This window comes from Capillimicrobium parvum (assembly GCF_021172045.1).
GTDB lineage: Bacteria > Actinomycetota > Thermoleophilia > Solirubrobacterales > Solirubrobacteraceae > Capillimicrobium > Capillimicrobium parvum.
Window position 1 is genome coordinate 5,482,743 of record NZ_CP087164.1, and the last position, 21,717, is coordinate 5,504,459.

At 71.3% G+C, this 21,717-nt stretch carries 20 protein-coding genes; 16 read left to right on the top strand and 4 right to left on the bottom strand.

The window, feature by feature from the left end; translation table 11 throughout:
• Positions 1-40 precede the first annotated feature (40 nt).
• The 8 genes from DSM104329_RS26580 to DSM104329_RS26615 all read left to right on the top strand — a co-directional run bounded on the left by DSM104329_RS26580 (position 41) and on the right by DSM104329_RS26615 (position 9,457).
• Positions 41-1,864 carry a nitrite/sulfite reductase gene (locus DSM104329_RS26580; RefSeq protein WP_259312887.1) on the top strand — a complete coding sequence of 608 codons (1,824 nt, stop codon included), beginning with the start codon at positions 41-43 and terminating at the stop codon, positions 1,862-1,864.
• Positions 1,865-1,868: 4 nt separating this feature from the next.
• Positions 1,869-2,510 carry a phosphoadenylyl-sulfate reductase gene (locus DSM104329_RS26585; protein WP_259312888.1) on the top strand — a complete coding sequence of 214 codons (642 nt, stop codon included), beginning with the start codon at positions 1,869-1,871 and terminating at the stop codon, positions 2,508-2,510.
• A 12-nt stretch (positions 2,511-2,522) separates the two neighbouring features.
• On the top strand, positions 2,523-3,488 hold the full coding sequence (locus DSM104329_RS26590) for a sulfite exporter TauE/SafE family protein (RefSeq protein WP_259312889.1): 966 nt from the start codon (positions 2,523-2,525) through the stop codon (positions 3,486-3,488).
• On the top strand, positions 3,485-4,390 hold the full coding sequence (gene cysD, locus DSM104329_RS26595; protein WP_259312890.1) for a sulfate adenylyltransferase subunit CysD: 906 nt from the start codon (positions 3,485-3,487) through the stop codon (positions 4,388-4,390). The genes DSM104329_RS26590 and cysD overlap by 4 nt, the downstream gene beginning before the upstream one ends.
• Positions 4,390-6,357, top strand: coding sequence for an adenylyl-sulfate kinase (gene cysC / locus DSM104329_RS26600; RefSeq protein WP_259312891.1), 1,968 nt, complete (start codon positions 4,390-4,392; stop codon positions 6,355-6,357). Before cysD ends, cysC begins: the two co-directional genes overlap by 1 nt.
• An 81-nt stretch (positions 6,358-6,438) precedes the next feature.
• Complete coding sequence (locus tag DSM104329_RS26605; RefSeq protein ID WP_259312892.1) at positions 6,439-8,220, top strand: acetyl-CoA carboxylase biotin carboxylase subunit; 1,782 nt, start codon at positions 6,439-6,441, stop codon at positions 8,218-8,220.
• A 146-nt stretch (positions 8,221-8,366) separates the two neighbouring features.
• Positions 8,367-8,813 carry a DUF4442 domain-containing protein gene (locus tag DSM104329_RS26610; protein ID WP_259312893.1) on the top strand — a complete coding sequence of 149 codons (447 nt, stop codon included), beginning with the start codon at positions 8,367-8,369 and terminating at the stop codon, positions 8,811-8,813.
• On the top strand, positions 8,810-9,457 hold the full coding sequence (locus DSM104329_RS26615; RefSeq protein WP_259312894.1) for a GNAT family N-acetyltransferase: 648 nt from the start codon (positions 8,810-8,812) through the stop codon (positions 9,455-9,457). The genes DSM104329_RS26610 and DSM104329_RS26615 overlap by 4 nt, the downstream gene beginning before the upstream one ends.
• Positions 9,458-9,578: 121 nt before the next feature.
• On the opposite strand, the gene DSM104329_RS26620 is transcribed toward DSM104329_RS26615, so the two are convergent.
• From DSM104329_RS26620 to DSM104329_RS26635, 4 genes are read right to left on the bottom strand one after another with little or no spacing between them, the layout of a single operon-like run.
• A complete protein-coding gene (locus DSM104329_RS26620; RefSeq protein WP_259312895.1) occupies positions 9,579-10,511 on the bottom strand; it encodes a collagen-like protein in 933 nt (310 codons plus the stop codon).
• 30 nt (positions 10,512-10,541) lie between these two features.
• Positions 10,542-10,901, bottom strand: a complete 360-nt coding sequence (locus tag DSM104329_RS26625) for a VOC family protein (protein WP_259312896.1) — start codon at positions 10,899-10,901, stop codon at positions 10,542-10,544.
• On the bottom strand, positions 10,898-11,674 hold the full coding sequence (locus DSM104329_RS26630) for an MBL fold metallo-hydrolase (protein WP_259312897.1): 777 nt from the start codon (positions 11,672-11,674) through the stop codon (positions 10,898-10,900). The genes DSM104329_RS26625 and DSM104329_RS26630 overlap by 4 nt, the downstream gene beginning before the upstream one ends.
• Complete coding sequence (locus DSM104329_RS26635) at positions 11,671-12,351, bottom strand: HAD-IA family hydrolase (protein WP_259312898.1); 681 nt, start codon at positions 12,349-12,351, stop codon at positions 11,671-11,673. Before DSM104329_RS26635 ends, DSM104329_RS26630 begins: the two co-directional genes overlap by 4 nt.
• 134 nt (positions 12,352-12,485) lie before the next feature.
• On the opposite strand from DSM104329_RS26635, the gene sucC reads away from it, so the two are divergent.
• The 8 genes from sucC to DSM104329_RS26675 all read left to right on the top strand — a co-directional run bounded on the left by sucC (position 12,486) and on the right by DSM104329_RS26675 (position 21,707).
• Entirely contained in the window at positions 12,486-13,643 is a 1,158-nt protein-coding gene (gene sucC, locus DSM104329_RS26640; protein WP_259312899.1) for an ADP-forming succinate--CoA ligase subunit beta, read from the top strand.
• Positions 13,640-14,515, top strand: a complete 876-nt coding sequence (gene sucD / locus DSM104329_RS26645; RefSeq protein WP_259312900.1) for a succinate--CoA ligase subunit alpha — start codon at positions 13,640-13,642, stop codon at positions 14,513-14,515. The genes sucC and sucD overlap by 4 nt, the downstream gene beginning before the upstream one ends.
• Positions 14,516-14,712: 197 nt before the next feature.
• Positions 14,713-15,624, top strand: coding sequence for a hypothetical protein (locus tag DSM104329_RS26650; protein ID WP_259312901.1), 912 nt, complete (start codon positions 14,713-14,715; stop codon positions 15,622-15,624).
• Positions 15,625-15,969: 345 nt separating this feature from the next.
• The gene (locus DSM104329_RS26655) at positions 15,970-17,037 is read left to right on the top strand and encodes a hypothetical protein (RefSeq protein WP_259312902.1); all 1,068 of its coding nucleotides are present in this window, start codon (positions 15,970-15,972) and stop codon (positions 17,035-17,037) included.
• Between the two features lie 4 nt (positions 17,038-17,041).
• A complete protein-coding gene (locus DSM104329_RS26660) occupies positions 17,042-17,401 on the top strand; it encodes a hypothetical protein (protein ID WP_259312903.1) in 360 nt (119 codons plus the stop codon).
• A gap of 6 nt (positions 17,402-17,407) precedes the next feature.
• Positions 17,408-17,707, top strand: a complete 300-nt coding sequence (locus tag DSM104329_RS26665) for a GspE/PulE/PilB domain-containing protein (protein WP_259312904.1) — start codon at positions 17,408-17,410, stop codon at positions 17,705-17,707.
• Positions 17,707-19,971, top strand: a complete 2,265-nt coding sequence (locus tag DSM104329_RS26670; RefSeq protein WP_259312905.1) for a GspE/PulE/PilB domain-containing protein — start codon at positions 17,707-17,709, stop codon at positions 19,969-19,971. Before DSM104329_RS26665 ends, DSM104329_RS26670 begins: the two co-directional genes overlap by 1 nt.
• Entirely contained in the window at positions 19,971-21,707 is a 1,737-nt protein-coding gene (locus tag DSM104329_RS26675; protein WP_259312906.1) for a DUF2029 domain-containing protein, read from the top strand. The genes DSM104329_RS26670 and DSM104329_RS26675 overlap by 1 nt, the downstream gene beginning before the upstream one ends.
• Positions 21,708-21,717: the final 10 nt, after the last annotated feature.

The window sequence follows — 21,717 nt, forward strand, 5'->3', positions numbered from 1 at the left end:
AAATAGGGCAAACGCGACAGGGAATTGCTACTTTACCTCGATGGAGCCGACCAGCATCAAGTCGGGGGGCCGACGCGGTTCGCTCGACAATCCTGAGGTCTACGAGAACGTCCCGGGTCACATCATCCCGATCCTCGAACGCGAGTTCGACGACTTCGACAACGAGGCCGAGAAGTTCCTGGCCGGCGACACCCCCGAGACGGAGTTCATCGGCTTCCGCCTGAAGCAGGGCGTCTACGGCCAGCGCCAGCCCGACGTCCAGATGATCCGGGCCAAGGTGCCGATGGGCGGCATGACGCCGGAGCAGTTCGAGTGCTACGCCGACGTGATCGAGAAGTACGCGCCCCTGAACAAGGGCCACGTCACCACGCGCCAGAACATCCAGATCCACCACATCCCCCTGCGTGACGCCGCCAAGGCGATCCGCGAGCTCTCCGAGGCGGGGATCTCCAGCCGCGAGGGCTGCGGCAACACCGTGCGCAACGTCACCGGCGACCCGTGGGCCGGCGTGATCGACGGCGAGCCGTTCGACTGCACGCCGTACGGCATCGCGTACGTCCGCTACTTCGTGCGCCACCCCACGACGCAGCTCATGCCGCGCAAGGTCAAGACCGCCTTCAACGGCGACCCCGCCGACCGTGCGATCACCGGCATCCACGACATCGCCTTCCTCGCCCGCGTCCGCGACGGCGAGCGCGGCTTCGAGGTCCGCGTCGGCGGCGGCACGGCGATCATGCCGCGCATCGCCCCGACGCTCTACGAGTTCGTCACCGCGGACGACGGCGAGTACCTCAAGATCGCCGAGGCCGTGTTCCGCATCTTCGACCGCCAGGAGTGGCTGCGCAAGAACCGCGCCCGCGCGCGCCTGAAGGTCTTCGTCGACAAGTTCGGCATCGACGAGCTGCGCCGGCAGGTCGAGGAGGAGCTCGAGGGCGACTGGGTCGACGAGCGCGACTTCTCGATCGACCACCTGCTCTTCGACGACGACGAGGAGGCCGGCGCGCCGCGCGTGCCGGCCGCCTACGGCACGCCGAACGGCGACCTGTCGGAGTTCGAGCGCTTCGCCGCCTCGAGCGTCGAGCCGCAGAAGCAGGACGGCTTCTCGACCGTCCACATCCACATCCCGCGCGGCGACCTGACGCCGGAGCAGATGCGCGGGCTGGCCGCGATCATGCGCCGGTTCACCGGCGGCTACGCGCGCACGACCGTGCACCAGAACCTGGTGCTGCGCTGGGTGCGCGACGAGTCCGTCTACGACGTCTGGCGCGCGCTCGCCGAGCTCGACCTCGGCCAGCCGGGCGCCGACGAGATCGACGACGTGGTCTCCTGCCCTGGTACCGACTCGTGCAAGCTGGGCATCACGAGCTCCATGGGCTTGAACCTCGCGCTCCGCGAGCGCCTCGCGGAGATGCAGGTGACCGACCCGCTCACGCGGAAGATCCACCTCAAGATGAGCGGCTGCCCGAACGGGTGCAGCCAGCACCACATCGCCAACATCGGGTTCTACGGTGCCTCGATCAAGGTGGGCGACAACACGATCCCCGCGTACATCCCGCACATCGGCGGCCAGTACGGCGCCCCGACCGGCGAGGTCGCCTACGGCGCGCGCCTGAAGCTGCGTCTGCCCGCCAAGCGCGTCCCGGAGGCCGTGGAGCGCTGGCTGCGGTGGTACGAGGCCGAGCGCGAGGAGGGCGAGGAGTTCAACGACTTCGCCCGCCGCGTCGGCACCTCGGCGTTCGAGGACCAGGTCCGCGAGCTCTCGCTGCCCGTCGAGTTCAGCATCGAGACGATGGACAGCTTCATCGACTGGAGCCGCAACGTGCCCTTCCAGGTCATCCGCGGCGAAGGCGAGTGCGCGGTCTAGCGGCATGACGGCCGTCGAATCCCTCACCGACGATCTGGAGCCGCTCACCGCCGAGGAGGTCCTCGCGGACGCCGTCGATCGCTTCCACCCGCGCCTGCTGGTGGCGACGTCCTTCCAGAAGGAAGCGTCGGTGATCTTCGACATGGTCATGAAGATCGAGCCCTCGGTCGGCGTGTTCACGCTGGACACCGGCGTCCACTTCCCGGAGACGTACGAGACGTGGAAGGCCATGGAGGATCGCTACGGTGTGACGATCGAGGGGCTGCGCGGGCCGCGGCCCGAGCGCCTGTGGGAGACGGATCCCGATCGCTGCTGCGAGCTGCGCAAGGTCATTCCTCTGCGCAACCGGCTCGCCGGCGCAGGCGCCTGGGTGACGGGGTTGCGGCGCGAGCAGTCAAGCGAACGGCGTGGCACGCCGAAGATGGACTGGGACCACAAGCACGGCCTGTGGAAGGTCAACCCGCTCGCGGACTGGTCCGAGAGGGACGTGTGGCGCTACATCCTGGCCAATGACATTCCCTACCACCCTCTTCATGATCGCGGCTATGAGTCGATCGGGTGCGAGCCGTGCACCAGTCCCGGGGCTGGGCGGGAAGGCCGCTGGGCCGGCACCGACAAGCTCGAGTGCGGCCTTCACGGCGACTGAGCAGCGAGGTCCATGGACCCGCTGATCGTGCTGTTCGGCCTCGGGGTCGGGATCCTCATCGGCATGACGGGAATCGGCGGCGGCTCGCTGATGACCCCGCTGCTGATCCTCGTCTTCGGGACGAAGCCGCTGGTCGCCATCGGCACGGATCTGGCCTACGGCGCGCTGACGAAGACGCTGGGCGGCTGGCGCCACTTCCGCAAGGGGACGGTCGACCTGGGGGTCGCACTGTGGCTGTCCGTGGGCTCGGCGCCGGGCGCGGTCGGCGGCGTGGTGGCGATCGAGGCGATCCAGCGCCACTACGGCGACGAGTTCCAGAACTTCCTGCTGGTGGCGCTGGGGGTCGCGCTCTTCCTGGTCGGCGCGGCGGTCCTGCTGCGCGCGCTCTTCCTGCAGAGCCTCATCGCCAAGGAGCGCCACAGCGTCCCGATGACCACCCGCACGAAGGTGACCGCGGTGTCGCTCGGGTTCGTGCTCGGCGCGATCCTCGGACTCACCTCGGTCGGCAGCGGCGCCCTCATCGGCCTCGCGCTGATCCTGGTCTTCCGGCTGACGCCGCAGCGCGTCGTCGGAACGGACGTGTTCCAGGCCGCGATACTGCTGTGGGTGGCGGGGCTCACGCACATGTTCTTCGGCAACGTCGACTACACGCTGATGGCGAACATCCTCATCGGCTCGCTGCCGGGCGTCTGGGTCGGCACGCACCTCGTCACCCGCGTGCCGACCGCCGGGCTGCGCATCACCCTCGGCGTCGTCCTCTTCGCCTCCGCGTTCGGCGTCATGCAGAAGGCCGGGGCTGACTATGGTCTCGGCGTCGTCATCGGCGTCCCGCTGCTCCTCGCCGCGGCCAGCTGGGTGATCCACAGCCGCATGTCCAAGCGGCAGATCACGGCCACCGCGCCCGCCGCCGCGTCGCCCGCCCTCGTCACTTCCGCCGCCGCGCCCACCGCCTCCACCCAACCCGAGAACCCATCGTGAGCTACGACATCTCCCATCTCGACGCGCTCGAGTCCGAGGCGATCCACGTCATGCGTGAGGTCGCCGCCGAGCTCGAGAAGCCGGTGCTGCTGTTCAGCGGCGGCAAGGACTCGATCGTGCTGCTGCGGCTGGCCGAGAAGGCCTTCCGCCCCGGGCGCTTCCCGTTCCCGCTGATGCACGTCGACACCGGCCACAACTTCCCGGAGGTCATCGAGTTCCGCGACCGGCGGGTGGCGGAGCTCGGGGAGCGGCTGATCGTCGCCTCGGTGCAGGAGTCGATCGACAAGGGCCGCGTGGTCGAGGAGACGGGGCCGCGCGCCTCGCGCAACCGCCTGCAGACGGTGACGCTGCTGGACGCGATCGCCGAGCACGGCTTCGACGCGGCGTTCGGCGGCGCGCGCCGCGACGAGGAGCGCGCCCGGGCCAAGGAGCGGATCTTCAGCTTCCGCGACGACTTCGGCGGCTGGGACCCGAAGAACCAGCGCCCGGAGCTGTGGAACCTCTACAACGGGCGCATCAAGCGCGGCGAGAACGTGCGCGTGTTCCCGATCTCCAACTGGACCGAGCTCGACGTGTGGCAGTACATCGATCGCGAGGGTCTCGAGCTGCCGCCGATCTACTTCGCCCATGAGCGCGAGGTGTTCCGGCGCGACGGGATGCTGTACGCGACGTCGTCGTTCACGGAGCTGATCGAGGGCGAGGAGCCGTTCCGCGAGACGGTGCGCTACCGCACCGTCGGCGACATGAGCTGCACGGGCGCCGTCGCATCGCAGGCGCGCACGCTGCAGACCGTGGTGGCGGAGATCGCCGCGACCCGCATCACCGAGCGCGGTGAAACCCGCGCCGACGACCGCGCCACCGAGGCCGCGATGGAAGACCGCAAGAAGGAAGGCTATTTCTGATGCCCGGCCCGGCCACCAACGGCAACCTCGAAGCGCTCACGACGGTCGCGGCCAGCGCGGGCCTGCTGCGCCTGGCGACCGCGGGCAGCGTCGACGACGGCAAGTCGACGCTCATCGGGCGGCTGCTCTATGACTCCAAGGCGCTGTTCGAGGATCAGCTCGCGCAGATCGCCGAGGCGTCCAAGCGCCGGCACGGCGACGACGGCACGGTCGACCTGGCGCTGCTGACCGACGGCCTGCGCGCCGAGCGCGAGCAGGGCATCACGATCGACGTCGCCTACCGCTACTTCGCGACGCCGAAGCGCACGTTCATCATCGCCGACACGCCGGGCCACGTCCGCTACACGCGCAACATGGTCACGGGCGCGTCGACCGCCGACCTGGCGATCGTGCTCATCGACGCCCGCAACGGCGTCGTGCAGCAGTCGCGGCGCCACGCGTTCATCAGCTCGCTGCTGCGCATCCCGCACCTCGTGGTGTGCGTGAACAAGATGGACCTCGTCGAGCACGACGAGGCCGTCTTCAACGCGATCGTCGAGGACTTCACCTCGTTCGCGTCCAAGCTCGAGATCACCGACATCACGTTCATCCCGATCTCGGCGCTCAACGGCGACAACGTCGTGGACCGCAGCACGAACATGGACTGGTACGGCGGCCCGCCGCTGCTCTACCACCTCGAGCACGTCCACATCGCGTCGGACCGCAACCTCATCGACCCCCGCTTCCCGGTCCAGTGGGTCGTGCGCCCGGGCGACGCCCAGGGCGAGCAGCACGACTATCGCGGGTACTCCGGCCAGGTCGCGGGCGGCGTCCTGCGCAAGGGCGACGACGTCGTCGTGCTACCGTCGGGCGCGACGTCGCGCATCGCCGGCATCGACTCGTTCGCGGACGAGGTCGCCGAGGCGTTCCCGCCGATGAGCGTGACGCTGCGCCTCGAGGACGACATCGACATCTCCCGCGGCGACATGATCGCGCGGCCGCACAACCACCCGGTCGTCTCGCGCGAGCTCGACGCGATCGTGTGCTGGATGAGCGAGGAGCCGTTGCAGCAGGGCAACCGCTATGTCCTCAAGCACACGACGAAGACCGTGCGCGCGGTGGCCGACCAGTTGCTGCATCGCATCGACGTCGACACCCTGCACCGCGACGAGAACGCCAAGAGCCTCGACCTCAACGAGATCGGGCGCCTGCGGCTGCGCACCAGCGCGCCGCTGGCGTTCGACGCCTACCGGCGCAACCGCGCGACCGGCGGGTTCATCCTCGTCGACGAGGCCAGCAACGAGACCCTCGCCGCGGGCATGCTCCTCGATCCCGACGAGCCGGTCTCGGCGCTCGAGATGGAGACGACGGCGGTCGCGCCGCGCAGCTCCAACGTGCGCTGGGAGCCGAACAAGCTCGCCCGCGAGGCGCGGTGGGAGGCGCTCGGCCACGGCGGCGCGACAGTCTGGATGACCGGCCTGCCGTCGTCGGGCAAGTCGACCGTCGCGGGCGGGCTCGAGCAGCGTCTCGTCGAGGCCGGCATCCCCGCCTACCGCCTCGACGGCGACAACCTGCGCCACGGGCTCAACGGCAACCTCGGCTTCAGCGCGACCGACCGGGCGGAGAACGTCCGGCGCACCGCGCAGGCCGCGCGCCTGCTCGCCGACGCCGGGGTCGTCGCGATCGTCTCGCTCGTCAGCCCCTACGCCGCCGACCGCCAGGCCGCCAAGGCGATCCACGAGGAGGCCGGGCTGGACTTCGTCGAGGTGTTCGTCGACACGCCGCCCGAGGAATGCGAGCGCCGCGACACCAAGGGCCTGTACGCGAAGGCGCGCGCCGGCGAGATCACCGGGTTCACCGGCGTCGACGACCCGTACGAGCGCCCGGAGAGCCCGGACATCGTGCTGCTGCCCGACGACAGCGACCCGATCGGAGCGCTGCTCGTCGCCCTCGAGGACCTCGGCGTCCGGACGACGCGCGGCTCCTGACCCCCCCAAACGTCGGGACCGACAGGAGCTTTGCGTTGACCGGAGAGTCAATGTCGCGGATGCGTCGATAGCATCGCGGTCATGTTCGAAAAGGTCCTCGTCGCCAACCGGGGCGAGATAGCGCTGCGGGTCATCCGGGCGCTGGAAGAGCTCGGCATCGCATCCGTCGCGGTGTACTCGGAGATCGATCGCGACGCGCTGCACGTCGCGCGCGCCGACGAGGCCTACCTGCTGGGCGGCCCGACCGCCGCCGAGTCGTATCTGAACGTCGACAAGCTGATGGAGGTCATCCGCGAGTCGGGCGCGCAGGCCGTGCATCCCGGCTACGGCTTCCTCGCCGAGAACGCGCCGTTCGCGCGGGCGTGCGAGGAGGCGGGGATCGTCTTCATCGGCCCGCCCGCGAGCGCGATCGACGCGATGGGCTCCAAGACGCGGGCCCGGGAGATCATGCAGGCCGCCGGGGTGCCGATCGTGCCGGGCACGACCGAGCCGGTCGACACGGTCGACGACGCGCGCAAGCTGATCGACAAGCAGATCGGCTACCCCGTGGCGATCAAGGCCGCGGGCGGCGGCGGCGGCAAGGGCTTCCGGGTGGCGCTGAGCGAGGACGAGCTCGAGAAGGCGTTCGAGGGCGCGGCGCGCGAGGGCGAGAAGTTCTTCTCCGACGCGACGGTGTACATCGAGCGCTACCTCCCCGACCCGCGCCACGTCGAGGTGCAGGTCCTCGCCGACACGCACGGCAACGTGATCCATCTCGGCGAGCGCGACTGCTCCATCCAGCGTCGCCACCAGAAGCTGATCGAGGAGGCGCCGGCGCCGGTCGTCGACGACGAGATGCGCGCGCGGATCGGCAAGATCGCCACCGACGCGGCGCGCGCGGTCGACTACCGCGGCGCGGGGACGATCGAGGGCCTCTACCAGGACGGCGAGTACTTCTTCCTGGAGATGAACACCCGGGTGCAGGTCGAGCACTGCGTCACCGAGATGGTGACCGGGATCGACATCGTCAAGGAGGGCATCCGGGCGGCGGCGGGCGAGCCGCTGAGCGTCTCGCAGGACGAGGTGGTGCTGCGCGGGCACGCGATCGAGTGCCGCATCAACGCAGAGGACGCGTCGAGGAACTTCGCGCCCGCACCGGGGCGGATCGGCGCCTACAAGGAGCCGTCCGGACCCGGCGTGCGGGTGGACTCCGGCGTCGGCGAGGGCGGCGAGGTCTCGCCGATGTACGACCCGATGGTCGCCAAGCTCATCGTCTGGGACGCCGATCGCGAGCAGGCGACGCGGCGGATGCTGCGCGCGCTGGGCGAGTACGAGATCGAGGGCCTGACGACCCTGGTCCCCTTCCACGAGGCGATCATGGCCTCCGAGCAGTGGGCGAACGCCGAGACCTGCCGCGACCTCGTCGAGGACAAGGCGTGGTTGAAGTCCCTGGCCGCCGAGAAGGCGCTGGTCGACGACTCGGAGGACGGCGAGAAGCTCGAGCAGACCTACACCGTCGAGGTCTCCGGCAAGCGCTTCGACGTCAAGGTCATCGGACCGCCGTTCGCCGGCGGTGGGGGCGGCGCCGCGCCGGCGGCGAGCGCGAACGGCAAGAAGCCGGCGCGCTCGGCCCGCGCGCGCTCGGGCGGCGGCGGAGCCGGCGGCGACACGCTCGCCTCGCCGATGCAGGGCAACATCTTCAAGGTCCTCGTCGAGGCCGGCCAGACCGTCGAGGAGGGCGCGATGATCGCGATCATCGAGGCGATGAAGATGGAGAACGAGATCACGGCCCACAAGGCGGGGGTCATCGCCGAGCTGCCGATCAAGGTCGGCGACGCGGTCACCAGCGGCGCGACGCTCGCGGTGATCAAGGACGCCGAGTAGAGCGCTCCGCTGAAGGGGCGGGGACGTGCGTCACCTTCTGCCCACCCCTCGGGACAAACCTGACGCACGTCCGGCACCTGCGCGTCGTCGCCGGGTCCGGCGACGCGCGCCGGACCGCGCCCCCGCCGCCTGAGTAGATTGCCGCCATGGACTTCGAGGCGATCCGCGGCGGGATGGCGCAGGCGATCCCCTTCAACACGCACGTGGGCCTGGAGATCGTCGAGGTCGCGGCGGGGCGGGGCGTCGTCCGGCTGCCCGACGACCAGCGGTTGCGCAACCACGTCGGCTCCCAGCACGCCGGGGCGATGTTCGCGGCCGGAGAGGCGGCGTCCGGCGCGGCGTTCGCCGGGGCGTTCATCGAGGAGATCGCCGACATCGAGCCGCTCGCTCGCGGCGCACGGATCGACTACCGCAAGATCGCCCGCGGCCCCATCACCGCGACCGGCCGCCTGAAGCAGAGCCACGACGGCCTGCTCGCCCGGCTGCGCGACGAGGGCTCGGTGCGCTTCGCGGTCGAGGTTGAGCTCACCAACGGCGCCGGCGACGTCGTCGCCGAGATGACGGTCGACTGGCACATCACGAAGCGGTCATGAGCGGCGTCCGCACCTGGCTGGCCGAGCCGCACGAGGCCGAGCCGGTCGCGCGGCTGCTCGTCGCGTTCCGCAACCACCTCGCACCAGGGGTGCCGACGCCGGCCCCCGGCTCGCAAGGTGGGCTTGCGGCCCCTGCCGGCGGGAGGCGGGCCCTCGAGGGATCACCAGGGGTGCCGACGCCGGCCCCCGGCTCGCAAGGTGGGCTTGCGGCCCCTGCCGGCGGGAGGCGGGCCCCCGAGCGTTCTCCCTGGCCGTCGGACAACGCGATCCTCGCGGCGGTCGAGCGTCTCATGGAGGACCCCCAGACCGAGTACCTCCTCGCCGCGCGCGACGGGGACTCGCCGCCCGCCGGAGTCATCCAGCTGCGCTACCGCTTCAGCGTGTGGACCGCGGCCCCGGACTGCTGGCTCGAGGACCTCTTCGTCAGCGCGGAGGCCCGGCGCAGCGGCTGCGGCGCAGCGCTCGTCTCCCTGGCCCTGGAGCGGGCGGCGCTGCGCGGCTGCCGGCGCATCGAGCTCGACACGAACGAGGACAACGAGCCCGCGCTCGCGCTCTACCGGCGCATGGGCTTCTCGGAGCACTCGAAGACGAGCGGCGCGCGGGACCTCTTCCTCGGCCGCCGGATCGAGCCGGCGGCGGACTGACGCGCGGGACCTCGTCCTCGGCCGCCGGATCGAGCCGGCGACGGGCTGACGCGCGGGACCTCGTCCTCGGCCGCCGGATCGAGCCGGCGACGGGCTGACGCGCGGGCGAGCGCCGCGCCGGCTACGGGTGCAGCGCGCCCGTGCGGATCGCCGTGAGGCCGACGTTGCCGACGAGCGGCACGCCGAGCAGACCCTGGCAGTGCAGCGTCACTGCTCCGCCGGTGGTGACGAGCGGGGCGATGAGCACGATGTTCGCCATGTCGGGCTGGGCGCCGGTCGCGACGTCGGTGTGGTCATCGTCGATCGTCGCGCCGTTCTCGACGACGCGCGCGCCGCGGTCGCGGATGCGGCAGCGGACGAAGAACAGGCCGAGCTCGCTCGAGGAGAACGCCTGGGCCTGGCCCAGCAGGAGGTAGGAGCCGGCGGGGAGGTTCAGGGTCGCGCGCGTGTCCTCGACGGGGCCCGCCGCGCCGGTGCTGCCCGTCGTGGTGTAGATGTCGCTGGGGCCCGTAGCGCCCTGAGGGCCGGCCGGGCCGGCCTCGCCGCGAGCGCCCGTGTCGCCGCGATCGCCCTTCCCGCCCGGGGCGCCCGGCGCACCGGGCGTCCCGGCGGGACCGGCGGGACCCTGCGGCCCGGTCAGACCATCCGGCCCGGGCACGCCCTGCGGCCCCGCGTCGCCGGAGGCGGCCGACGACGAGGCCAGCTCGCGGTAGCGCTTCCACGTGAGCCGCAGCTCGCCGCGCCGGCAGCGCTCCGTCACGCGCACGACCCGCGCGCGCTTCGTCTTCGTGCGCACGCAGATCCGCGTCTTCACGGTGGCCGTGACGGAGCCGGCGGGCGCGGCGGCGGTCGGTGCCGGCGTCGCGGCCGACGCGGAGCCGGCGGGCGCGGCGGCAGTCGGTGCCGGCGTCGCGGCCGACGCGGAGCCGGCGGCCGTGGCGGCGGTCGGCGCCGGCGTGGCGGCGGACGCGGCGCCGGCGGGCCCGGCCACGGCCACGGCCACGGCCACGGCAAGGGCGATCAAGGGGGCGAGCAGGCGCCGGACACGGGACATGCCCGTATCTGTCGGCCGGCGCGCGCCGATCTACAGTGGCGGGGGGAACTCCATGACCTCGATCATGTGGCCGACCGGATCGGTCGCGTAGCCGCGCGGCGAGCCCCAGTGCACCTCGTGGCGCCGGTACGAATGGCCGGCCGCCTCCAGGCGCGCGACGGTCCCCTCGTAGTCCGCCCGCACGATCGCGATGTGCCCCCTCGGCGGCACCACGGGATCCTCGACGTACAGCAAGTGGATGGTCTGCTCCCCGGAGCGCACCCACGCGGCGATGTCGAGCAGCGACTCCGGCGGCGACACACGCTCGAACCCGAGCAGCTCGTAGAACGCGACGGTCTCCTCGGTCAGCGAGCGCGGCATCTCGACCGCCACGTGGTTGATCAGGCTCATGCGACTCGTCGCCGGTTCTCCTCGTGGATCCGGCGCTGGGTCGCCGTCCGCCGCGCCAGGGGCAGCGTGACCTCGTCCGGGCCACCCAGCGCCTCCAGGTAGGCGCGGTCCTCCCGCAGGAGCGCCATCGCCCGCTGGGCGTCGAGCGGCTCGCCATGGCCGGGCACGACCCACTCGGCCTCGGCGACCAGCGGCTCGAGGCGCGCCAGCGTCGCCAGGTACGCGTCGCGCGAAGCGCCCTCCGACAACCACGGGATCTCGACGGGCGAGAGGTAGTCGCCGCAGACGAGCACGCCCGTCCACGGCATCCAGATCGCCATGCCGTCGGTCGTGTGGCCGTCCGCCGGGTGCAGCTCGAGCTCCCCCGCGTCGCCGAGCTCGAGCTTGCCGGGCACCGGCAGGGCCTCGACCTGGCCGAGGGAGAGCGGGCCGCTGCGGACGACGTAGTGGTCGTCGTCGAACTCGCGCAGCCCGCGCTGGGCGGCACCGGGCTCGCCGGTCAGCCGCGCCGCGGTCGTCTCCGCACAGCCCAACGCCGCGCCGGGGAACGCGTAGCGGCCGAGCAGATGGTCCCAGTCGCCGTGCGTCGCCAGGAGCCCGGAGAACGGGAAGCCGGCCTGCTCGAGCACCGCGGGCAGCACGTCGAGCTCGTCGGGCAGCACCGGCGAGTCGATGACGAAGGCCTCGTCGCCCCCACGCAGGACCGTGCACGTCGTCTGCCAGAACCGGCTGGTGGCGACGAGCACATCCGGGTGCAGGGCGCGGACCCTCACCCGCCGCTCAGGAGCTTGAGCGCCTCCGCGAGCGTCTTGACCTCGGCGGTCGGCTTCTTGGCGCCCGGCTCCAGCGTCTCCTTGCGGCGGTTGACCCACACGACCGGGATCTTCTCCTTCAGGCACGGCTCGACGTCGTGGTAGAGCGACGAGGCGACGTGGACCCAGCCCTTCTTGCCGCCGACGCGGCGCGCGCACTCCTTGAAGTGGGCGGGGTCCGGCTTGTAGGAGCGCACCTGCTGGGCGGTGACGACGAGGTCGAAGTCGAGCGGGATGTGCCGGCGCGTCTGCCCGAGCAGCTTGTCGTCGATGTTCGAGATCAGCCCGACCTCGTAGGACTTCTTGAACTTCGCCAGCTGCGCGTTGGTCTCCTTGAACGGGCGCCAGCGCTGCACCGAGTCCGGCAGGAAGCCCGAGCGCGACGGCTCGAGGTCCCAGCCGATCCGCTTGGCGATCTCGATCGCGGTGCGCCGGAGAACCTCCGCGTAGAGCTCGTAGGAGCCCGACTCGATCTCGCGCGAGATCTCCAGGAACAGGGTGATGACCTCGTCGCGATCGATCGTGAACCCGTCGCGCGACGCCTCCTTCTCGAAGGCGTCGGCGATGCCGGTCTCCCAGTCGATGAGAGTGCCGTACACGTCGAAGGTGACGAAGGTGACGTTGCTTGGGAGGGCCATGAGGCCGCGCATTGTCCCAAACCGCCGAAAGGCCGCACCGCGAGGGCCCGCGGCCCGCGATGGGAGCTCCCACAGATCCGCGCCTCGACGGGCGGGTACCCGCACGGCCCAAACCCCTAAAGTCGGGCGCTCTTATGGACCTTCTCGAATATCAGGGCAAGCAACTCTTCGCCCGCCACGGGGTTCCGGTGCCCCGCGGCGGGTACGCCGCGACCGTCGACGAGGCGCTCGACGTGGCCGACGGGATCGGCTATCCGGTCGTCGTCAAGGCGCAGGTGCAGATCGGCGGGCGCGGCAAGGCGGGCGGCATCAAGGTCGCCCGGAACCGCGACGAGGCGGGCGTCCATGCCGACGCCATCCTCGGCATGGACATCCGCGGCCTGACCGTCCGCGAGCTGTGGATCGAGGAGGCGAGCGACATCGCCTCCGAGTACTACGCCTCCTTCGTCTTCGACCGCGCGGCCAAGGCCACGCTGGCGATGCTATCGACCAAGGGCGGCATGGACATCGAGGCCGTCGCCGAGGAGGACCCGGCGGCGATCGCGCGCCTACACGTCGACCCGCTGCTCGGCTTCCAGGACTTCCACGCGCGCCGCCTGTGCTTCGACGCCGGCGTGGACGCGGACGTCGTGCGCGGCGTCTCCGCCCTGCTCGGCCGCCTCTACGAGGCCTACGAGCAGGAGGAGGCGATGCTCGTCGAGGTCAACCCGCTGATCATCAAGGACGACCGCTCGGTGGCCGCCCTCGACGCGAAGGTGACGCTCGACGACAACGCGCTGTTCCGGCACGGCGACAACGCCGAGCTGCGCAACGTCTCGGGCGAGGACGAGCAGGAGGTCATGGCCAAGGAGCGCGGCCTGACCTACGTCAAGCTCGACGGCGACATCGGCATCCTCGGCAACGGCGCCGGGCTCGTCATGAGCACGCTCGACGTCGTCGCCCAGGCGGGCGGCAGCCCCGCGAACTTCCTCGACGCGGGAGGCGGCTCGAAGGCCGAGGCGATCACGAGCGCGGTCGAGGTCATCCTCTCCGACCCGAAGGTGAAGGCCGTCCTGTTCAACATCTTCGGCGGCATCACCCGCTGCGACGAGGTGGCCAAGGGCCTCATCGCCGCGTTCGCGGAGATCAGGCCGACCGTGCCGTTCGTCGTCCGTCTGGACGGCACGAACGACAAGGAGGGCCGCGCGCTTCTCGCCGAGGCCCAGCTGCCCAACGTCCACACCGAGGCGACGATGGACGGCGCGGCCGCCAAGGTCGTCGAGCTGGCTGCCAGCACGGAGGCCTCCCGATGAGCATCCTCGTCGACAACGACACTCGCCTCTGCGTCTCCGGCATCACCGGGCGCGAGGGCACCTTCCACGCCATGAACAACAAGCGCTACGGCACGAACGTCGTGGCGGGCGTGACCCCGGGCAAGGAGGGCCAGGACGTCGAGGGCGTCCCCGTGTTCAACACGTTCGCGCACGCGGTCGCCGAGCGCGGCGCCAACACCGCGATGATCTTCGTGCCGCCGCGTTTCGCCGCGGACTCGATCCTCGAGGCCGCCGACGCCGGCATCAAGCTCGTCATCGCGATCACCGAGGGCATCCCGGCGCACGACGAGCTGCGGGTCTACACGCACCTCAAGCGCGCCGGCGACGTGCGCCTCGTCGGACCGAACTGCCCGGGCATCCTCTCGCCGGGCAAGGCGAACGTCGGGATCATCCCGGCCGCCTTCTTCAAGGAGGGCAACGTCGGCGTGGTCTCGCGCTCCGGCACGCTGACCTACCAGATCGGCAACGAGCTGGCCCAGCGCGGGTTCGGCAACTCGTCGATCGTCGGCATCGGCGGCGACCCGGTCCCCGGCTCGAGCTTCATCGACATCATCGAGCTGTTCGAGCAGGACCCGCAGACGGAGCTCATCGTGATGAGCGGCGAGATCGGCGGCTCGGCCGAGGAGGAGGCCGCCGAGTACATCGCGGCCAGCGTCTCCAAGCCGGTCGTCGGCTACATCGCCGGCTTCACCGCGCCCCCCGGCAAGACGATGGGCCACGCCGGCGCGATCGTCTCCGGCACGCAGGGCACCGCCGCGGCGAAGGCGGAGGCGCTCGAGTCGCGCGGCGTGCGCGTCGGGCGGACGCCGACGCAGGTCGCCGACATCGCGGTGGAGATCTTGGGCGGCTGATCCTGGGCGGCTGATCCGGCGCCGCCGAGGGTGAGGGCAGCCGGAACAGTCGCCGGGGGCGGGTGATTGCAGCCGGTCCTGCGCCGCGCGCAGGACCGGCGAGGGTTGACGAGGGGCGGCGCGGTCCCGGCGCGCCGCCGCCTCGTTGATTCGTCCAGGATGGCCGCGGGCCGCTCCAGGCCCGTTACGGTCGCGCGATGCACCGAGCAGGGCTCTGCATCGCGCTGCTCGCCTTCGCGCTGGCGCTCGCCACGCCCGCCGCCGCCCTGGCGAGCGGGGCGCCGTCCGTGCGCGTCTATCGCGTCGCGCAGAGCCTGACGCTCGACGAGGGCCAGAGCGGCGAGTTCACGCTCGCCTGCCGTGCCGGCGACGTCGTCACCGACGGGACGTGGCGAGTCGAGTCGGTGGACTCGAACCGGCAGATCGACGACGAGTCGTTCGACCTCGTCAGCGGCGTCGACGTCCTGCAGGCCGAGGCGTTCTCGCGCCAGGCCTACCGCTTCGCCGTGCGCAACAACGCGGAGGGCGATGCCGCGCTGCAGCTCGCGGTGAGCTGCCTGCGGGGCAGCGTCGGCGACCGCAAGGTCGTCGTGCGCGAGCGGCGCGAAGTGACCGCAAAGCTGGCCGCGGGCACCGCCTCGACGCTGCCCGCGGTCGCCTGTCCGGCCGGGACGGTGGCGATCGCTTCCGGGCTGCGCATCGAGGGGGGCGGGGCGGGCCGGCTGCTCGGGCGCATGCCGGCGCTGCCCGGGCTCGAGCGCAGCACGCTGACCGTGTTGGGCCTCGACGACGTCACCGTCGTCGCCTCCGCGCGGTGCCTGCACCGCGAGACGTCCGGCCACGGCGGCCGGCGGTTCAGCCTGCGTCTGGCGTTCCGCGCGGGCGACGCACATGTCGAGGCGGGGCACGCGGCGTCTTTCACCGTGGGCTGCCGAGCGCGGGAGTCCGCGATCGCCGGCGGCTTCACGCTCTCCGCCGCCTGGTACATCGGCCAGACCACGACCCGGCGCCAGCGGGCGTTCCGGGTGCAGGCCACGGCGGATGGCGCCGGAAGCGCCCGCCTGGGGCTGTTGTGCCTGGGCGAGCAGGCCGCGACGAGCCGTCGATGACGATCCGCACAAGTCGAACCTTCGTCCAGAATGGCGGTGGACCGTCAAGGATCTGCGGGTTCGGGCCCTACTGTCAGATTCCGGACACACGCGCGCCCGATGCGCGCGACAAGGCAAGGAGCCTGATGCGCAGCCACGGATGCACCTCGCTCGACGGGAGCGCCGACCTGCGCGACGCGTGCCACGGACGCCGTCCGAGCGCTGCTGACGACGGGCGATGACACCGTGTCTGCATCCCCGCACACGACCGCTCGCCGCCCGCAAACACCGGCCGGTGCAGGGGAAGGTACTGGTAGGCTGGCCGCGAATCCCGAAGGGGCGATTCACGTCCCGATGGCTGCTCTGGTGACGGCACGGACTCCACACGAACCTGGAGGCGGGAACGTCTCCACCACCCTCAGCGAGCTCGAGCGCAAGCTCCGCCGCCTCGAGGCCGAGCTGACATCCGTCGCCCCGGCCCAAGCGGCGAACGGCGGCGACCAGGCGGCGCCTCCGACCGCCGCGGCTGCGCCGCCCCCGCCGGAGGTCTCACCGCCGGCACCGGTCGCCGCGCCCGCCTCGGCGCCCGTCGGATCCCGTCCCGCGACCGGCATGGGCGAAGCCGACCGCCTGCTCGCCGAGGCCCGCGCCCGCCTGGGCGGCCTGACGGGACAGGTCGACGAGCTGCTGCGCTTCCGCGAGCAGCTGCATCGCACCGCCCGCGAGCTCGAGGCCGAGTACAGCCGGGTGCTCGAGCGCATCGGTGCGCCACCTGCCCCCGCTGCCGCGCCCGGCCCCACCGCCGCCCCCGCCCCCGCTACCGCGCCTGCTCCTGCCACCTGGCCGGCGCCCGCCCCCGCCACCGCGCCTGCTCCTGCCGCCGCGCCCGCCCCCACCGCCGCGCCCGCGACCGCGCCTGCTCCTGCCGCCGCGCCGCCGCAGGCCGACCCCCAGCTTCACACGCCGGCCTCTCCGGCACTGCCCGCCCAGCCCGCCGTCCCCGGCGTGGGAACCGCGCTGCCCGACGCCGCGTACGGCACGCCGCCCCCCGCACCCGAGCCCGCCGCGTACGGCACGCCGCCCGCCGCGCCCGAGCCCGCCGCACCCACGCCGGCCCCCGTCGCCCCCGCGCCGCCCCCACCCGGCGACCACGACGACATGACCTTCGAGGGCCCCGTCGTCATCGACGCCGGCCCGTTCTCGGACATCACCTCCCTCAGCACGTTCGAGCAGGGCCTCGCGCGCGTGGCGGGAGTCGAGGACGTCTACGTCTCGGGCTTCGAGGGCAACCGCGCGCTCATCGAGCTGCGCGTCGCCGCTCCCGTCGCGCTCGTGCGCGAGATGCGCGCCGCGGGGACCGGCGAGCTCATCGTCACGGAGGCCGCGGCCGGTCGCCTCCGCGTCGACGTCCGACCGGCCGGGACGGGAGGCTAGGCCCATGCCCCCGCAGCAGCGCGAGGACCGGTATCAGCCGCTGGCGCTGATCGGCGTGACGATGGTGGCGCTGCTCGGCTTCGCCGTGTTCTTCCTCTCCTTCCTCGTCGCGCCGCTGGCCATCCTGCTCATCTTCTACGTGGGCTTCGCCGCCTCCGACCGCTCCCGCCGCCGCCGCAACGCCAGCGCGAGCGCCCACGCCAACGCCAACGCCGCGCCCGTCGCGGAGCCGCCCGGCGAGCCGGTCGCCGCCGTGCCTCCCGCCGAGCGCCACCGCGCCGCGACGCTGCTGGCCCGCGAGGCCCAGTACCGGCGCAACACGATCGAGCGCCCGGACGACCCAGAGCCCCCCACCCCTCGATGAGGCTCCATGACCGATGATGCGCACGCCGCTATGGCCGTGGCGCTCGAAGCCGGCCTCGGCTACACCGGACTGCGCGGCTTCGAGCCCGATCCGAAGCTGTTCCACTACCTCCCGCCCACCCTCGCGTCACGCGAGCGGGCGGTGCCCGTGATCCTCGTGGGAGATCGGCTCAAGGTTGCGAGCTCGCGACCCGATCCTGATCTCACCCTCGTGCGCCAGCGTTTTCCGTACTTGACCGTCGATATCGTCATCGCGCCCGCCGTCGAGATCGAGCGCGCGCTGCAACGCGCCTCAGGGACGAGCTGATGCAGACCACGACCGCCCCCGAGCCGAGCCGGAGCTTCTACCGCCGCCTGGCCACGCACGCGGGACTGCCGTTCGCCGCGCTCGACCCCGCGCACCGCGAGGATCCCGACTTCTTCGAGATCAACCCGCTGGCCGCGCGCCTGCTCAGCGAGCAGATCTGCCGCTACCACCGCATGCTGCCCGTCTCCTACGCCAGCGGCGTGGTGACGATCGCGACGCCCGAGCCGTTCGACCAGGTCGCCCGCGAGGTGGCCACCGCCCTCACCGGCCGCTCGGTGCGCTTCGTGGTCAGCCCCGAGGAGGACGTCGACCGGGCCATCGACGAGACGTTCGACGCGATGCCGCTCGACGAGCCCGGCCGCGTCACCGAGCCGAGCTACCCCACCCGCATCGGCGACCTGCTCGTCGCCCGCGGGATCGCCACCGACGAGCAGGTGCGCGAGGCGCTCGAGGAGCAGGAGCGCACCGGCAGCCGCCTCGGCGACATCCTCGTGCACGCGGGGATCATCCACGAGCCGGAGCTCGTCGCGATCCTCGCCGAGCAGTTCCAGCTCCCGCTCGTCGACCTCTCCGAGTACGACCCGGACCCGGAGGCGCTCGCGCTCATCCCCGAGCCGCTGGCCCGCCACCTGCGCGTCGTGCCGATCGCGGTCGACGACACGACGCTGTACCTGGCGATCGCCGACGTCCTCGACGACGACACGGTCGCCGCGCTGCGCGAGCACACGCATCTCGAGCTGCGCGGCTTCCTCGCCTCCCGCAACTCGATCGACGAGCTGCTGCAGCGCGTCCACGGAACCGAGTACGTCACGGTCGCGCGCTCCGAGCTGCTCAACCGCTTCCCCGAGGAGTCCGCCAACCGCGTCCTCTCCGGCGCCCAGAAGGGCTTCTTCCTCGCGATCGCGCTGATCTTCCTGCTCTGCCTGATCCTGGAGCCGAAGCTCACCCTCATCGTGACGATGGCGCTGTCGAGCCTCTTCTACCTCTCGACGTCGCTGTACAAGTTCATGCTCACGTACTCGGCGCTCAGCCACCAGTACGAGGTGGGGGTCACCGACGAGGAGGTCGCCGCCCTCGACGAGCGCGACCTGCCGATGTACACGATCCTCATCCCGCTGTACCGGGAGGCGTCGGTCGTCCCGCGGCTCGTGGCCGGCATCGGCGGACTGGACTACCCGAAGACGAAGCTCGACGTCCGCCTGCTCTGCGAGGAGGACGACGACGAGACGGTCCCCGCGATCCAGGCGATGGACCTGCCGCCGCACTTCAAGATCGTCGTCGTCCCGGACGCGCAGCCGAAGACGAAGCCGAAGGCGTGCAACTACGGCCTGCTGCAGGCCGACGGCAAGTACGTCGTCATCTTCGACGCCGAGGACCGCCCGGATCCCGATCAGCTCAAGAAGATCGTCGTCGCCTTCACGAAGGTCGACCCGAGCGTCACCTGCATCCAGGCCAAGCTCAACTACTTCAACTCGGACCAGAACCTGCTCACGCGGTGGTTCACGACCGAGTACTCGATGCACTTCGATCTCCTGCTCCCGGGGCTGGACGCGCAGGACGTGCCGATCCCGCTCGGCGGCACCTCGAACCACTTCATCACGGACCGCCTGATCGACCTCGCGGCCTGGGATCCGTTCAACGTCACCGAGGACGCCGACCTGGGCATCCGCCTGCACAAGGCGGGCTACAAGACGGCGATGATCGACTCGACGACGCTCGAGGAGGCCAACTCCGAGCTCAACAACTGGATCCGCCAGCGCTCGCGCTGGATCAAGGGCTACATCCAGACCTGGCTCGTGCACATGCGCCACCCGTTCCGGCTGATGCGCCAGGTGGGCTTCAAGAGCTGGCTGAGCTTCCAGATGGTGGTCGGCGGGACGTTCATCTTCCTGCTGAACCCGATCTTCTGGGCGCTGACCACGCTGTTCTTCTTCACGGAGTCCAACCTGATCCGCGAGCTCTTCCCGAGCTTCATCTTCTACGCGGCGGCGTTCCAGCTGTTCATCGGCAACTTCGTCTTCATGTACCTCAACGTCGCGGGGTGCGTGCAGCGCGGGTACTTCGACCTCGCGAAGTACGCGCTGCTGTCGCCGCTCTACTGGGGCCTCATGTCGCTGGCGGCCTGGAAGGGCTTCCTGCAGCTGTTCTACCGACCGTTCTACTGGGAGAAGACGGTCCACGGCCTCGACGCCGGCCACGCGTCGGCCGCACCGCCCGCGCCGCGCCGCGTGGGGCCCGCTCCCGACCGCACCGCCGCTCGCTGATGGCCGTCGCCGCACCGCCGCCCGGCCTGGGGCACCGCGCCCACACCTCCGGCACCCCACTCGACGACCGCCCGTACCGCCCCGAGGTCGCCATCCCCGGGGCCCGCATGGGCCTGCTGATGTTCGCCGTGTTCGCGGCCTTCTACTTCCTCGTCGGCTACAAGGTGACGATCGACGACCACGTCGTCGTCTTCGACGCGCTCAACCGCCTCACCGACGCGTACCTGGTGTGGTGGAACGACCCGCCGAAGCTCGCCGCGATCGGCTTCCTGTTCCCACCGCTGACGACGTTCGCCTTCCTGCCGCTCACGGTGGTCAAGCCGGTGGCGACGTCGCTGGTGGCGCTGCCGCTGCTGACCTCGATCTTCGCCGCGGCCGGCATCGTCTGGCTGGACCGCACGCTCGCGCGCTGCGAGATGCCGCTGGTCTTCCGCCTGCCGCTGATCCTCGCGTTCGGCCTCAACCCGATGTGGGTCTTCTACGCGGGCAACGGCATGAGCGAGGCCGTCTACCTGGCGATGCTCGCGTTCTGCCTGTACGGCTTCATCTCGTGGTACGAGACGACCGAGCCGCGCTTCCTCATCGCCGCCGGCTTCGGCTTCGCGCTGCTCGTCGTCACGCGCTACGCGTTCATCGTCTGGGCGCTGCTCGTGGCGCTGCTGATCGGCGTCGCGCTCGTGCGCCGTCGCGCGAGCCGGGTGGAGGTCGAGGGCTCGGTGATCGCGTTCTGCGCGCCCGTCGTCTACGCCCTGGCGCTGTGGATCCTGTTCAACGCGCTGATCGTCGGCGAGCCGTTCGGCTGGCTGTCGGACCAGACCTCGACGCAGGCGGTCAACGCCACCGGCATCGACGTCAGCGGCTCGCTCGGCTTCGACGAGGTGTCGAGGCGGTTGCTCGAGCTCAACGTGGCGGTGTTCCCGCTCGCGTTCGCGGCGGTCCCGGCGCTCGTCATCGCGTTCCTCGGCCAGCGCAACGACATGGCGCTGTGGCTGGCCAGCTTCATCGTGCTCGGCATCGTGATCATGGGCGCGCATGCGCTGATCTCCCAGAACGAGGGACTGCTGACGCTGCGCGACTCGATGCCGATGGCGCTCACGTCGCTCGTCGGCGCGGCCTGGGTGTACCGAAGTTACGCCGCCTTCCGATTGGTCGTCTGGGGCGTGACCCTGGTGCTGCTGATCGTCAACCTCTTCACGGCCTGGAAGGGCATGCAGGACTACCCCTTCCAGTCGCTCGAGCAGGCGTTCACCCGCGCGATCTCCACCGGCGACAGCCAGGAGGGGACGTCGTCGCGCGGCGGCTTCAACGTGGGCATCGACCCCGAGGCCCAGATGGCGCAGCACATCAAGGACCGCATCCACACGAACAACTCGATCCTGACCGACAACGCGCAGACGTTCGGGGTGATCCTGCTCAACGGCCAGCCGCAGGTGTTCTGGGACCGCATCGACAAGGGCGACGCGAAGTGGAACTCGGTGCTCAACGACCCGTACGGGAAGGTGCGCTACCTGCTCGCGGCGTACAACCCGCGGTCCGGCGACCTGATCACGCGCCACTACCCGGGCCTGAACGCCGGCGCCGTGCCGGGGATGACCGTCGTCTACCGGACCGAGCGCTACATCCTCGTCCGCGTCGCGACGGCCAACCCGATCGCGCCGGTGCGCCGGACCACCACGAACCGCAACGGCAACGGGACGGGGACGGGGTCGCAGACCTTCGCCCGGCCCGGCGGCTGACGCCTCCGAG

Bases quoted from the DNA above. Each gene is read 5' to 3' on its own strand.
- DSM104329_RS26605 (WP_259312892.1), top strand. From the start codon at position 6,439: ATGTTCGAAAAGGTCCTCGTCGCCAACCGGGGCGAGATAGCGCTGCGG.
- DSM104329_RS26625 (WP_259312896.1), bottom strand. From the start codon at position 10,901: ATGAGCCTGATCAACCACGTGGCGGTCGAGATGCCGCGCTCGCTGACC.
- DSM104329_RS26665 (WP_259312904.1), top strand. From the start codon at position 17,408: ATGACCGATGATGCGCACGCCGCTATGGCCGTGGCGCTCGAAGCCGGC.
- DSM104329_RS26610 (WP_259312893.1), top strand. From the start codon at position 8,367: ATGGACTTCGAGGCGATCCGCGGCGGGATGGCGCAGGCGATCCCCTTC.
- DSM104329_RS26635 (WP_259312898.1), bottom strand. From the start codon at position 12,351: ATGGCCCTCCCAAGCAACGTCACCTTCGTCACCTTCGACGTGTACGGC.
- sucC (WP_259312899.1), top strand. From the start codon at position 12,486: ATGGACCTTCTCGAATATCAGGGCAAGCAACTCTTCGCCCGCCACGGG.
- DSM104329_RS26585 (WP_259312888.1), top strand. From the start codon at position 1,869: ATGACGGCCGTCGAATCCCTCACCGACGATCTGGAGCCGCTCACCGCC.
- DSM104329_RS26675 (WP_259312906.1), top strand. From the start codon at position 19,971: ATGGCCGTCGCCGCACCGCCGCCCGGCCTGGGGCACCGCGCCCACACC.
- DSM104329_RS26580 (WP_259312887.1), top strand. From the start codon at position 41: ATGGAGCCGACCAGCATCAAGTCGGGGGGCCGACGCGGTTCGCTCGAC.
- DSM104329_RS26590 (WP_259312889.1), top strand. From the start codon at position 2,523: ATGGACCCGCTGATCGTGCTGTTCGGCCTCGGGGTCGGGATCCTCATC.
- DSM104329_RS26620 (WP_259312895.1), bottom strand. From the start codon at position 10,511: ATGTCCCGTGTCCGGCGCCTGCTCGCCCCCTTGATCGCCCTTGCCGTG.
- cysC (WP_259312891.1), top strand. From the start codon at position 4,390: ATGCCCGGCCCGGCCACCAACGGCAACCTCGAAGCGCTCACGACGGTC.
- sucD (WP_259312900.1), top strand. From the start codon at position 13,640: ATGAGCATCCTCGTCGACAACGACACTCGCCTCTGCGTCTCCGGCATC.
- DSM104329_RS26670 (WP_259312905.1), top strand. From the start codon at position 17,707: ATGCAGACCACGACCGCCCCCGAGCCGAGCCGGAGCTTCTACCGCCGC.
- DSM104329_RS26660 (WP_259312903.1), top strand. From the start codon at position 17,042: ATGCCCCCGCAGCAGCGCGAGGACCGGTATCAGCCGCTGGCGCTGATC.
- DSM104329_RS26650 (WP_259312901.1), top strand. From the start codon at position 14,713: ATGCACCGAGCAGGGCTCTGCATCGCGCTGCTCGCCTTCGCGCTGGCG.
- DSM104329_RS26615 (WP_259312894.1), top strand. From the start codon at position 8,810: ATGAGCGGCGTCCGCACCTGGCTGGCCGAGCCGCACGAGGCCGAGCCG.